This window comes from Synergistaceae bacterium (assembly GCA_031267575.1).
GTDB lineage: Bacteria > Synergistota > Synergistia > Synergistales > Aminobacteriaceae > JAIRYN01.
The window spans coordinates 1-13174 of sequence record JAIRYN010000015.1 but is presented as its reverse complement, the minus strand read 5'-3'; the positions used below and the strand labels follow the sequence as shown (position 1 = coordinate 13174).

Genomic DNA, 13174 nt, shown 5'->3' with positions numbered 1-13174 from the left:
CGAAGCTTTGAGATGAAGCCCCAGTAAACGGCGGCCGTAACTATAACGGTCCTAAGGTAGCGAAATTCCTTGTCGGGTAAGTTCCGACCTGCACGAATGGTGTAACGATCTGTGCGCTGTCTCGACGGTAAGCCCGGTGAAATTGTGGTCCTGGTAAAGACGCCAGGTACCTGTGGTGGGACGGAAAGACCCCATGGAGCTTTACTGTAACTTGGTATTGGATTTTGTCATGTAATGCACAGGATAGGTGGGAGGCATAGAGTCCGAGACTTTGGTATCGGAGGAGCCGACGTTGGGATACCACCCTTTATATGATGGAATTCTAACCGCGATTGTTGAAACACAAAGCGGGACATTGCCAGGCGGGCAGTTTGACTGGGGCGGTCGCCTCCCAAAGAGTAACGGAGGCGCGCAAAGGTCACCTCGGCGCGAATGGAAATCGCGCGAAGAGAGCGTAAGCGTATAAGGTGGCTTGACTGTGAGACGGACGAGTCGAACAGGAACGAAAGTTGGTGCTAGTGATCCGGTGGTGCCGAATGGAAGGGCCATCGCTCAACGGATAAAAGCTACCCTGGGGATAACAGGCTGATCTCGCCCGAGAGTTCCTATCGACGGCGTGGTTTGGCACCTCGATGTCGGCTCATCGCATCCTGGGGCTGAAGCAGGTCCCAAGGGTTGGTCTGTTCGCCCATTAAAGCGGTACGTGAGCTGGGTTTAGAACGTCGTGAGACAGTTCGGTCCCTATCCACCATGGGCGTAAGGTATTTGAGGAGAGCTGTTCCTAGTACGAGAGGACCGGAATGGACGAACCGCTGGTGAACCGGTTGTGGCGCCAGCCGCATAAGCCGGGTAGCTATGTTCGGAAAGGATAACCGCTGAAAGCATCTAAGTGGGAAGCCAACTTCAAGATGAGATACCTTATTCCGTAAAGGAAGTAAGATGTCCGGCAGACGACCGGATAGATAGGCCGGGGGTGTAAGCGTTGAGAGGCGTTGAGCTGACCGGTACTAATACATCGAGGCTTTTTTCTCCATGTTGTGGTTGTATTCTGTTTTTTTGAGAGAGAGAATAAAGTAAGTGTATGGGGTATTAAAGAAAGCTGGAGTTTCAGTGGAGGCTGCTTTTGGTTGTTTTATCAGTGAGCTCTGCCTCCCTGAGCTTTAATCCAGGAAATAGATTTTCTGGTGGAAGTAGCGTCGAGGTCACACCCGGATCCATGCCGAACCCGGAAGTTAAGCTCGACCGCGCCGATGGTACTGTATGGGGTACATACGGAAGAGTAGGTCTCTGCCAGAAAGCTAGAAAAGCAAAAGAGAGGGAAGCGTTCGCTTCCCTCTCTTTTGCTTTTCAGTGCTTTTCAGCGCTGGTTGTGATCGCAGATCATAACCAGCGGATTGCTAAATCCAAGTTTTCTCATTTCCGACATATACGGAACGGGTTAAAAAAAACAATTTTTTCCCAAATTCCCACCTCCTGCAATTATACCGGACAAAACCGATGGATTTTATTGATAGATCATTATCTCGCTTTTAAAATCAACGCGGATACTGTATATTTTTACCGTGAACCATAAGAAAAATTTATGACGGGAGAAGGGGCGAGGATGACTTTGCAACAGCTTCGATTATCATCACCATAGAACAGTGCAAACAGTGCGGCTCTTTCAGCGAGGCGGCAAAACAACTGTTCATCACTCAACCCAATATCATTCAGCTCAACATCAGCATACTTGTGAAAAATTTGGAGATGGAGTTGGGAATCATTCTACTTTTGCGCTCGAAAAGGGGCATGACCATCACCCAGGAGGGAAAAGAGCTTTTGGCGTACGCCTATCCAATGTCGATTTGTTCACCAAACCGGAAAAATTTCTAGATATCCCAAAATCGGCTGTCTGCTCCCCGAAACCCCTCAACGAAAAAACGATGAGCAGCCGACCAACGAGCGAAGCAAATGCTAAACCTTCGGTCCGATCGCTTAGATTCTTTGCCAACGGGCTTCGTCCCTCTAAACGTGAATAATTATGGCGATTTTTAAAGACATTGAGGAGGATGGCAATAATGTGGAGAAATTTCAAAATCAGTTTCAAGTTGCTGTTGGGATTCGGGTTGCTTCTGTTGGTGTTTATAGCGACCGTTGCCGTGACGTGGAGAAACATTGCCGCCGTCAGACAGGGCAGCGAGAAACTGGCGCGGGTCGTCGTCGTCGTCATGCAGGAGACAACGACGATGGAACGGAACTTATACGAGTACTTGCTTTCCGTACGCCGGGCGCAGTCCGAGGTTACGGAAGCGACCTTTGTGAATGTGAAGGAAAAAGAGCCGTTTGTTCAGAAAAACATCGACGCCCTCTTGGCTTGGGGCAAGACCGATTCGACGCTCCAAATTCCGCGGTACGTTCAGGATACGTTCGTTGAACCCTACAAGAATTTCGTGGACGTCGTCGATAAAATGTTGATCGATCTTCAGAGAAAGAAGGAATTCTACCTCAACGCGGTGGAGAAAGGAAACGCGATTTACGAAAGCGCTAACGAAATAATGTCCGCTTACATGAAAACTGTTGAGAACTCGGTGACGAGCATGAACACGAACAGCATCGTGGGACGAACTATCGTGGGACGACTCAACCGCCTTCAGAAAAGCACACACATTTTGGTCGAGATTCAGACCATGCGCCTTGAGATACAGAGAGCGATAGCTGCCAACGATACCCGCCTGATGAGCGAAACCTTCAAGCTAATTCCGGTTTTGGAAAAGGACATCGACGAACTGCAACTCATCTCCGTGGATACCGAGGCAAAACGTCTTCTGGATCAGATGAGCCAGGACATCCAAAGTTACGAGTCCAACCTACAAGACTATGTGCAGGCCCACGTAGATTTCGAACAACAACAACGCATCAGCGCTCCTCTGGAACAACTCCTCAACACTGAAAGTTCTAACGCCTCCAACCTCGCTCGGGATCAAGTGTCGGTCATCTCGTCGAGAAGCGTCGCCGATATTAACAACGCCATTACGACTTTGTTCGTCTGCGCGGTGGTATCCGTCATTTTAGGAATCGTGATCGCGCTTCTCATTTCCCGCAGCATCTCCAAGCCCCTGAATATCATTGTCGCTCTCGCCAAACGCGCTGGAGAGGGTGACTTGACCATCCAGCAGAAGGAGTTTCAATACGAGGGCAAGGATGAGTTGGCCCACTTGGCGTACGCCATCTCCAACATGATCGGCAACCAGGAAAAAAGTATGCAGCGGGTCGTGGACGTGATGAGTAACCTTTCCAGCAGCGCCAAGAACTTGTCGACCATTTCCGAGGAGACGAACGCCCTTATGGAAGAAGTCAAGGCTTCTGTCGACCACGTCTCCACTTTGAGCGAAAATAATGGCGCCGCGCTTGAGCAATGCAACGCGGGCGTCGAGGAAATGAGTTCTGGAGCCGATACCGTGGCTCAATCGGCGACGGACAGCGCAGCGTTTATTTCTCAGACCACCAACGCTTCCAATAAAGCCATTCAAACGGTGAACGACGTCATCGCGGGGATGCACAACGTAACCACCAACGCCCAGGAGAGCGAAAACAAAACGCGGCAGTTGGTAGCCTCCGTCAAAAACGTCAGCAGTTTTGTCTCCGTCATCACCGGCATCGCGGATCAGACGAACCTCTTGGCCCTGAACGCGGCCATTGAAGCGGCGCGGGCCGGCGAGGTGGGGCGAGGGTTTGCCGTAGTAGCCGAGGAGGTGCGCAAGCTGGCGGAGGAATCGGCCCGGGCGGCTCAAAACGTCAACGGGATTATCGCGGAGCTTCAGAGCAGCGCCCAGGAGAGCATTGAGGGCACCGCCGAAGCGGGTCGGCTGCTGGTGGAGACTCTCGCTCAAGCGGAGCGGGCGCAGACGGAGTTGAACGGGGCTCTTCAGAATATGAACAAGGCCAACGAATCCATCCAAAACATCGCCGCCGTGGCGGAGGAGCAGGCGGCTTCCAGCAAGGAAGTGGCGACGGCCATCGACGGCGCGACTAAATCCACGATGCAGACGGTGGAGACTGTTTCCAACATTCGCCGGGCAACGGACGAAACGGCCCAGGCCGCCCAAGACGTGGCAGAACAATCCGAGGCCATGACCCAACACGCCCAAACCTTGGTCGAAGTTCTTTCCTACTTTGTGCTCCACAACACTCAGAAAGCCCAAAACGACTCCGTGCCCAAAGCTCTAAAAAATCTGAAAAAATTGGGTAAATAGAGCTGTAGACAATACCGAGGTAGAAGCTTGCGCTTCTAAGCTTCTACCTCGCTTCTACCTCGGTATCAAGGGGAGTTCAAAACTCATACTCGTCTTGCCTGGCAACGGATGCTGCGCGAAACAGTTTCCAATCTTGCCACTGAAGCCGTCTTCACTTCCATTTTCTAGCGATGGTCAGCAGGCAGATAAAAAGGGATTTATTTTAATGTATAATGATCTATAACTCAAGCGAAAAACACGTTATGCTGTGGCATGTTCTTGAAGAACATATTCTGAGAGGGCGTATCCTGCGGTTGCGTCGCGTTTCAACGAACCGAGCAAATAATATACGGAGGTGTGTTATATGAAGAAATTTTTAGGTGTGATAGTAACGTTTTTGTTTCTTTTCGCGGCGATGGGGGTTGGAGAGGCTGCGGTTGAGCTGAAGTTTGGCCACGCCTTGGACGAGAGAGACATCTACCACGAGGTGGCACTGAAGTTCGAGGAACTGGTGGAGGCGCGCTCGAATGGGGAAATCACGGTAACGATCTATCCGAACACGGACCTCGGCGACGAACACAAACTGCTGGAGAGCCTCAACAGGAACGCGGTGGACATGTGCATTACCACCGGGGGGCCAGTGGTCAACTTTCTTCCAAGTTTCGGAGTTTTGGACCTGCCATTCCTTTTTTCGACCCCGGCACACGCGTATAAAGTCCTGGATGGCCCTGTAGGAGCAGACTTTTTCAAGGCAATGGAAAAATTGGGTTGGAAGGGGCTTGCCTACGGAGAGCGAGGGTTCCGTAATCTGACCAATAGTGTCCGCCCCGTGGAGAAACCGGAGGACATCAAAGGTTTGAAGATTCGCGTCATGCAGAATCCGATCTATGTCGAATCGTTCACGACGCTGGGAGCGAACGCCATTCCGATGGCATGGTCGGAAGCTGTGGCGGCTCTGCGACAAGGGACCATCGACGGACAAGAAAATCCGCTGAACGCCATCGTGGCTTATAACATCGACGAATCGAACAAATATCTTTCGCTTACCCGTCACGCCTATGCTCCCAACGTGATCCTCATGAGCATGAAAATATGGAACGAACTCACGCCCGAACAGCAGAAGGTCGTGTCCGAGAGCGCAATCGAAGCGGCGAAATACAATAGAGACATCGACAACGACATGGAGGCCGAGTGGCTTCAAGTATTGAAGGATACAGGAATGCAGGTCTCCGAGCCCGATCTTTCTCCCTTCAGAGACGCGGTCAAAAGCATCTACGAGAAATACGAGCCGGAGTACGGAAAAGACCTCATCCAGTCCATCCTGAACACAAAGTAGGAAGTTAGGAAGTAGAGAACGCGATGGCGCCGTTAGGTTCTCGCCGTTCGTTCTTGGAACAACTAGAAAACTAGAAAACCAGAAAACTAGAAAATTAAAAAACAAGCGAAAGAGGCGTCAAATAAATGTTCGGTGCCTCTTTCGCTTGTTAATGAAGCCCTTGTTAATAAAGCCCGTCGATGCGCTGCTCGACATCCTCCAACGATTTCGACATGGACAAAATTCAGAATTTTTTCCGCAGGGACGGACTCTTTACAGATCTCGCGCCATTTTGCGCAGGCGGTCCACTCTCTCCTCTATCGGGGGATGCGAGGCATAAAGATCGGATAACAGGCCGCTTTGGGACAATGGATTGGCGACGCACAACGCCCCCATCAGCGGGCGGGAGTCCAGCACCTCCACTCTCGGGTCTTGGGATATGGCTTCGAGAGCATCGGCCAATGCGTCGGGGTTATGAGTGATCCGGGCGGATGTGGCGTCGGCTAAAAACTCACGGTTACGCGAGAGAGCCATTCGGATCAACGGAGCCACAAATACTCCAAATATCCAAAGGGCCAGAGCGACGACCAAAAAAACCAGCCTGCCCTGCTCCCGCTCCCCGTCTTTTGATCGGCTTCTGTCGCTTCTCAGCGCGATCCTGAAGGCTATTTCAGCTAGAAATGTGAACATGGCTATGCCCGTAACGACGATGATCATCAGCCGCGTGTCCCGATTACCTATGTGACCCATTTCATGGGCGATCACGGCCTCCAGCTCTTCGGGTTTTAATTTCGTCGTGATTCCCGTGGTGAGCGCCACGGTCGCCGTGTTCGGCGCGCGGCCGGTGGCGAACGCGTTGAGCGACTCGTCGTCGATCATATATATTTTGGGCGTGGGCAATCCCGCCATAATGGCCACATTCTCAACCCTATCGTACAGTTTCGGATTGTCGTCGCGAGTCACCTCCTGTGCTCCGGCCGCATTGAGGATGATGTTCTCTCCCATCATGTAGGAAAAGAATATCCACAGGAACGCCGTGCCGGTTAGCCAGGGGAACGAGACCAGGATCAAGTGCAATATTTCCGGCCAAAACTGGGCGCTCCGAATCGGCCCCAAAAGCTCGAACTTCACCAGCAACGCGCAAACGCAGCCGGTACAAATCAAAAGAGCGACCGGAAAGAACGCCAAAATAAGCACCGTGCGCCTCCGGTTCAAATCGATGTGATCATAGACCATCATAATGTTTCAGCTCCTAGAATTTTATCTGAGGCGCTTTCTTCGCGGCTTCGGCCTCCGCGGCGTCGAGTTCGAAAAAGTCGCGCCGGGTAAACACGAACCTCGCGGCGATGATCGAGTTCGGGAACATCTGTATCTTGTTGTTGTAAGACAGAACCATCGAGTTGTAGAAGCGGCGGCTTGCCTGTAGTTTATTCTCCGTGCTCGCGAGTTCGCCCTGGAGTTCCATGAAGTTCTGGTTGGCTTTCAAATCTGGATAAGCCTCGGACAGAGCGAAGATGCTCTTCAAAGCGCCCGAAAGCTCGTTTTCTTTCGATGCCCTGTCGGTCAGGCCGCCTCCTTGAGCCGAGATCGCCGAATTTCGCGCCTGAATGACTCGCTCCAGCGTCTCACTTTCGTGTTTCGCGTAACCTTTGACGGTCTCTACTAAATTCGGAATTAGGTCGTAGCGGCGCTTCAAAAGAGTGTCGATATCACTCAAAGCCTCGTCAACACGGTTGCGCGCGACGACCAGACCATTGTAAACGCCGATGACGTAAATCACTATAAGCGCCGCTATACCCAGCGCAATCCATACTCCCATCATATCAGACAACCTCCCACTCAATTTTCTCGGCGTTAATTAAAAAAGCCTCGGAGTAATTTTACTCCAGTGCGCAGCCGACGGCGATTATGTGGGCGATCATGTGGGCGATCATGTGATTGAAAGAGTTGTTGAAAGAGTTGTTGAAAAAGTTGTTGAAAAAGTTGACGTAATTGTTCAAGCTCAGAGGGGCATAAAATGGATTTCAGTAATCGTTGCGGTGATTGTTGTTGTGATGGCGACAGTAGCAACAACAAAGGCAACGAGAATAGCAACAACAATAAAGACGCACGGCCGTGCGTCTTTATTAAGAGTGCGTCTTTATTAAGGGTTTGAACGGTTACCTTGTGCTTTCTCTAATTTCGGTGATCACACCTCAATCGGCAACTCGGTTTTGTCCTGAGAGGGGAAAGTGGAGGTCCAGGTCTTGATGGGGAGGCCCCAGATCTTGATGAAGCCAACGGCGGCGGAGTGGTCAAAGGCGTCACCCTCGGAGTAAGTGGCCAAATCGTGCTTATAAATGCTCCTACCCGCTTTCATCCCGCGTACTACGGCCATACCCTTATGGAGCCGCACCTTGACTGTGCCATTGACGTACTGCTGAGTCTCGTTGACAAAAGCGTCAATGCAGTTTTTAAGAGGCGAGTACCAGTATCCCTCATAAGTTAGCTCTCCGAACTTGATCTCCAGCTCTTTTTTCGTGGCCAGGACGCGCTTATCCAGAACCATCGTCTCAAGGGCTCGGTGAGCGGTGAGTAAAACGATGGGGGCAGGACACTCATAAACCTCGCGGCTCTTGAAACCCACCAGCCGGTCCTCCACCATGTCCACTCGGCCAACCCCGTGCTTCCCGGCTAGCTCGTTCAGCATAAGGACCAACTTCACACCTTCCAGCTTCTCACCGTTCAACGCCACGGGTAAACCCTTTTCAAATGTAATCTCCACATAGTCGGGAGTTTCCGGCGCGGTCAGAGGATTCTGGGTCACCTCGTAGGCGTCCTCTGGCGGCTCGTTCCAAGGATCCTCCAAGAGGCCGCACTCAATAGAACGTCCCCAGAGGTTTTCATCGATGCTATAAGGCGAGGCCGCCGTCGCCTTCACGGGAATGCCGTGGTCGATGGCGTATTGCATTTCCGCCTCTCGGCTGAAGTGCCAATCACGAACCGGCGCCAATACTTCCAGCTTGGGGTTCAGCGCGTTGGCGCAAACCTCTATGCGCACCTGATCCTGCCCCTTACCCGTACAACCGTGAGCCACCGCTACAGCGCCTTCTTTGTTAGCGATGTCAACCAAGGTCTTGGCGATCAGCGGACGAGACAGGGCCGACGTTAGGGGATACGTTCCTTGATACATGCCGTTGGCTTTGAGGGAGGGCCAAACGAAGTTTTCTATGAAGGTTTTCTTCAGGTCGAAAATGTAGGCTTTTACCGCTCCGCTGTGTAATGCCTTACTTTTCGCCGCCTCCAAGTCGATGACTTTTTGCCCCACATCCGCCGTCATGGTGACGACATCGTAACCCTGCTCCGAAAGCCAGACCACTGCCACGGATGTATCCAACCCTCCGCTGTACGCAAGGACAACTTTGCCCTTTTTGTTCGCGCTTACCATATTAAAACGTCCTTCCGACAAAAATTAGAGCCTTCGGCTTGGTGGCTTCGGCTCATACAAAACTCTTCAATAAAATTTATTATAGTAATTTATGAACAATTGTCAACTAACGCGTGAGAAATTTACTTAAGTTTTATTCCCTTTGTAAATTCTTTTCGTGAATTTTCTTCAGGGCATTTTCGTCGATACGAGCATTGAGGCTGTAGTCTGTGGTGTCGTAGTGAAGGTAGGTTAGGGCAACGAAACCTTCGGCTACCACCCTCACGTCGCTGTTCTCCGGCTCCTCTCCGTAGGGAATACCCTGTATCCAATAGGTTCGTCCCCAGGGCGTTTCGGCCGTCTGAATGCGATCACGGTAACGGCGACATCCGGCGGAGGCCATTTTGAAGCCGCGAAGCTCCACAAGGGGCACGTTCGGAATGTTCACGTTCAGGAGCGAGGGGTGTTTTTCCCCCTCGAAGAGGATGTTTAGGTTGGCAAGCAGGGTTTCGACCGCGTAAACGGCGGTTTTGTAATGTAACGTCTCGTTCCTTTTTGAGACTAGCGACGCTGCCAGAGCCCAGCGGTTTTCAAAATGACCCTCTCGTGCCGCCGCCACCGTGCCGGAGTAAAAAACGTCGTTCCCCATGTTGGGGCCGTCGTTGATTCCCGAAAGAACCAATTCCGCCTCTGGAACCACAATTTCCACCCCCAGCATGACGCAATCCGCGGGGGTCCCGTTACACTTGAAGGTCTTCACGCGATCATCGTAGCTTGGGAAGGGTCCGCTTTTGAGATGCAGGGAGGTGGTGGTGAGGGCGTGGCCTACCCCGCTACGCTCTCGATCAGGAGCGACAACCGTCACGGTATGCCCCAACTCGGCCAATCGATTGGCCAAAGCGATAATGCCCGGCGCGTGAACGCCGTCGTCGTTAGAAAGCAGTAAATTCATCTTTAGAAAGTCCTTTCAAATTTTATATTTTATAAAATCAATTCAAAAAATCAAAAAACCAATCCAGAAAAATCGCGGCATAAAGATCACAAGATGAAGCCGGAAAAACGGCGTTATAGAAATCGCGCTATAGAAATCGATAGAGAAAGGAGTAATCGCCAAAGGGCAGAAGGCTCGCGAAAAAAGAAAACAGAGGACCGACGATCACGTTGATGGCACGAGTCAGGACCAGGGCCCAGAGGATGAAAATTCCATAACGTTCGAGCCAGTAATAGTGTTTCAAGAGGTGGAAGGGCAGGAAGGAGTAAAGAACTTTGGAACCGTCCAGGGGTGGGATGGGAATAAGGTTGAAGGCCGCTAACCCCAGATTGGTGTAAATCATCATGAAGACGACCTGAAGCCCTGTCCTCGTCATCCAAGGACCGCCCAAAAAGCGCAAAAACAGCGTACACACCACGGCAGTCAGAAGGTTTCCCGCCACACCGGCCAGGGAGACCAAGAGGATATCCCTTCTCGGATTCCTGAAATAGCGTGTATTGATGGGAACGGGCTTTGCCCAGCCGAAGTGGAAAAACAAAAGCATCAGGGTTCCCACCAGGTCGAAATGGGCCAGGGGGTTCAACGTCAGGCGCCCTTGATGATGGGCCGTCGGGTCGCCCAGCAGATAAGCCACATAACCGTGGCAGAACTCGTGAAAGCTGATTGCCCATATCACAGCCGGGAGGTTGATTAAAAGAGAATAGAGATCAATGCCGGGAAAACCCATATCCAGATCATTCCTTTCGGTATTTCCTTTTCTTGTCGTCAAATGCGTCGTGTCATTTCCAGTAAGTATAGCAGTTCATCGTCCCGGTTTTTGATCCTTCCGTCCATACGCTCTAGTCGGACTCCCTCTAGCACTCCTCCTAGCCAAGGACCGGCTTTGTAGCCCATTTCCAGTAAATCGCCCCCCTTCAGTTCTCCTTTTAAAGGGGTCAGGACGAACAGGTGGCGGTGAAGCCAGCGCCGTACAGGGATCTTTTTTAACGTTGCCATACAGTACAGAAGTGGAACCGGATCGTAGTCCTTCAAAAAAAGAAAAATCTCGGAGTTCTTGAAGTTTTTTTTCGTGTTGAAAAATTGTTCCACTGGTAGCGGAGACGTAAAACAGTTCATTAAGATCTTCCGTTCCTGAGGCGTGAAGTTCAGTCGATCCATAGTGGAGGAGCGAACCGAAAGGGAAGATTCCGACAAAATTGCCGCTATATAGGTCAACCATTCCATCCCTTTGAAAACACTTAAATTTTCTTTTTTTAGGTGATACAAAAATTTTTGCAAATATCGCATTTTTTTGGCGTTGGAGGGGCCAAAGCGAAGCCCCGGAAAAAGGGCGTCCCAGATCTTCAACTCCTGCATTCGCTCCGCTATTTTCCGAGGCTGGCGGTCCTTGCAGTTGAGTTCTACCTCCGTCCGCAGGCGAGAACTGGACAATTTCTCCAGCAGCCCGCCTTTCACTGCGCTGTTTAGGAGACGCAGGGCATTGTCTTCAAATTTCATGTCCAAGCGCTGCTCCAGGCGGATACCCCTCAGAATGCGCGAAGGGTCCTCCACAAAACTCAGGTTGTGAAGCACGCGCAAAAGCCCCTCTTTCAAGTCTCGGCGACCTCCATAAAAGTCGATGAGAGTACCCCAGTCTGCCTTACTCAGAGAAACGGCCATGGAGTTGACAGTAAAATCTCGCCGGGCCAGGTCCTGTTTCAGGGAGTCGCCGCTGACCTCCGGCATGGCGGCCGCGTACTCGTAAAATTCGCGCCGCGCCGTGGCGATGTCCACCTTGTACCCCCCAGGAAAAACGATAGTGCCCGTCTTGTAACGTCCATGAATGGTGACACGACAACCTTCCTCGCTCCAACTTCGGGCAAGGACTTCCGCGTCTCCCTCCACAGAGATATCCAGGTCCACATTGCGCTCGCCCTTCAGAATATCCCGGACCGCGCCACCCACGATGTAGGCTTTCATATCCATTTTCTGGGTTTTTTCTCCGATGCGGCGGAGGAGACTCAACATCTCTGACGGAAAAGACACCTCCAAAAGACTTCTGATGTCTTCCATCCATAAAAAGCCCTTTTTTGTCTCCTTCTCGCCCCGGACTCGGTATGTCTGATACAGCGCTCGCACCAAGTCGGCTCGCGTCATGAGTCCCACCAGGCGTCCCTGTTGTAGAACGGGCAGTCGCTCGAAACCGTAGGTGGCCATCAGGCGATGAGCCTCATTGACGGAGGCCTCTGCCGTCACGGAAATAATGCCTTCGGTCATAAAGTCTCGGACTAAGGCGCGGTCGAATCCGTGAAGATGGGCTTTGTCCAGATCTTTGCGCGTCATCATCCCCAAGACCTCTCCATCCAAGGCCACGGGCAAGGCCTGATAACCGAAGCGCAACATGGCACGGTAAGCCTCACTCACCCTGGCGTCAGGGGAAACAGCCATCACAGGAAAAGTCATCACGCTCTCTACCGTATCAAAGGGCATGATGAAAGCAGGCAACTTGGCTTCTAGTTCTTTTAAAAGCTCTCTAGGATCCTGGTTCGTCAGTGCCGCCGATCCAGCCTGAAGGTGTCCACTACCGCCGTAAGGTGTGAGAAATTCTTTCACGTTCAGGACGTTGGGCGAGCTGCGAATTATTAAGCAGGTTTTCTTCCCACACTTTACCGCTGCTACAGTTACGTTGGAGTCGTAGTAATCCGATGCAAAAGACGTTATAATTCCTAGGCTTTAGTATTTAATCTTCGCAGATTAGATTTCCTGTTTCATGGAATCTCTCTTTGCCTAAGATAAAGGCTTATATGACTCTCCACAGGCTTAAATTCAGGCACACCGAAACCCCATAATATTCGATTATATCAAGGTGATGTCCGAATTATCAAGTTTCACTAAAACATCAGAACCACTTTATCTTTTGCGTGTTCAAAGAAGTTCGCTACACTTCTCCGGTTCTCAGAGTTTTCACTCATGAACTCCTCATACTTTCGTATGAGCGCAGACTATATCTTCATCTCTGCAAATTTATAAATCTATAAATTCATAAATCTATAAGCAAAGAGCTTACCTTTTCGGGACGCTTATCCCTACTCCCTTCCGGGATAGTCGTTGAACGTTCTCCTTGTTCGGAGCTTCGCTGCTGAAGACCCATTGCTAAAGCGTTTAGAGTTGCCTCGTGCGCCATCTCGAAGATTTTTTCTACTTTCGTCACCTTCGCGCCTGAGCTTCTTTCATCTCTACGCTGTGGTTCTTCGAGCTTTAGGGATTGCCAG

Annotated in this window: 11 protein-coding genes and 2 rRNA genes; 6 read left to right on the top strand and 7 right to left on the bottom strand. The window is 51.2% G+C overall.

Annotated features, from left to right (window positions below; genetic code table 11):
• The 5 genes from LBJ36_01955 to LBJ36_01935 all read left to right on the top strand — a co-directional run.
• Nucleotides 1–1031: ribosomal RNA gene (locus LBJ36_01955) — 23S ribosomal RNA — on the top strand; the annotation flags it as partial.
• A gap of 149 nt (nucleotides 1032–1180) precedes the next feature.
• Nucleotides 1181–1296: ribosomal RNA gene (rrf, locus tag LBJ36_01950) — 5S ribosomal RNA — on the top strand.
• Nucleotides 1297–1635: 339 nt separating this feature from the next.
• Entirely contained in the window at nucleotides 1636–1872 is a 237-nt protein-coding gene (locus tag LBJ36_01945) for a LysR family transcriptional regulator (protein ID MDR1377802.1), read from the top strand.
• A gap of 185 nt (nucleotides 1873–2057) precedes the next feature.
• Entirely contained in the window at nucleotides 2058–4232 is a 2175-nt protein-coding gene (locus LBJ36_01940) for a methyl-accepting chemotaxis protein (protein MDR1377801.1), read from the top strand.
• A 343-nt stretch (nucleotides 4233–4575) separates the two neighbouring features.
• Complete coding sequence (locus tag LBJ36_01935; protein MDR1377800.1) at nucleotides 4576–5547, top strand: TRAP transporter substrate-binding protein; 972 nt, start codon at nucleotides 4576–4578, stop codon at nucleotides 5545–5547.
• A gap of 252 nt (nucleotides 5548–5799) precedes the next feature.
• Here LBJ36_01935 and LBJ36_01930 read toward each other — a convergent pair whose 3' ends face one another.
• Nucleotides 5800–6765 carry a M48 family metallopeptidase gene (locus tag LBJ36_01930; protein ID MDR1377799.1) on the bottom strand — a complete coding sequence of 322 codons (966 nt, stop codon included), beginning with the start codon at nucleotides 6763–6765 and terminating at the stop codon, nucleotides 5800–5802.
• Between the two features lie 13 nt (nucleotides 6766–6778).
• Nucleotides 6779–7348 carry a LemA family protein gene (locus LBJ36_01925; protein MDR1377798.1) on the bottom strand — a complete coding sequence of 190 codons (570 nt, stop codon included), beginning with the start codon at nucleotides 7346–7348 and terminating at the stop codon, nucleotides 6779–6781.
• A gap of 100 nt (nucleotides 7349–7448) precedes the next feature.
• Between LBJ36_01925 and LBJ36_01920 the strand changes: the two genes are divergently transcribed.
• On the top strand, nucleotides 7449–7673 hold the full coding sequence (locus LBJ36_01920) for a hypothetical protein (GenBank protein ID MDR1377797.1): 225 nt from the start codon (nucleotides 7449–7451) through the stop codon (nucleotides 7671–7673).
• A 41-nt stretch (nucleotides 7674–7714) separates the two neighbouring features.
• Here the strand turns inward: LBJ36_01920 and LBJ36_01915 are convergent, their stop codons facing one another.
• The 5 genes from LBJ36_01915 to LBJ36_01895 form a co-directional block, all read right to left on the bottom strand.
• Complete coding sequence (locus tag LBJ36_01915) at nucleotides 7715–8953, bottom strand: argininosuccinate synthase (GenBank protein MDR1377796.1); 1239 nt, start codon at nucleotides 8951–8953, stop codon at nucleotides 7715–7717.
• Between the two features lie 133 nt (nucleotides 8954–9086).
• The gene (surE, locus tag LBJ36_01910) at nucleotides 9087–9884 is read right to left on the bottom strand and encodes a 5'/3'-nucleotidase SurE (protein MDR1377795.1); all 798 of its coding nucleotides are present in this window, start codon (nucleotides 9882–9884) and stop codon (nucleotides 9087–9089) included.
• 127 nt (nucleotides 9885–10011) lie between these two features.
• Nucleotides 10012–10650, bottom strand: a complete 639-nt coding sequence (locus LBJ36_01905; protein ID MDR1377794.1) for a site-2 protease family protein — start codon at nucleotides 10648–10650, stop codon at nucleotides 10012–10014.
• 38 nt (nucleotides 10651–10688) lie between these two features.
• A complete protein-coding gene (locus tag LBJ36_01900) occupies nucleotides 10689–12515 on the bottom strand; it encodes a CBS domain-containing protein (protein MDR1377793.1) in 1827 nt (608 codons plus the stop codon).
• A gap of 427 nt (nucleotides 12516–12942) precedes the next feature.
• Nucleotides 12943–13174: hypothetical protein (locus LBJ36_01895; GenBank protein ID MDR1377792.1), on the bottom strand; the 232-nt coding region annotated here is incomplete at its 5' end.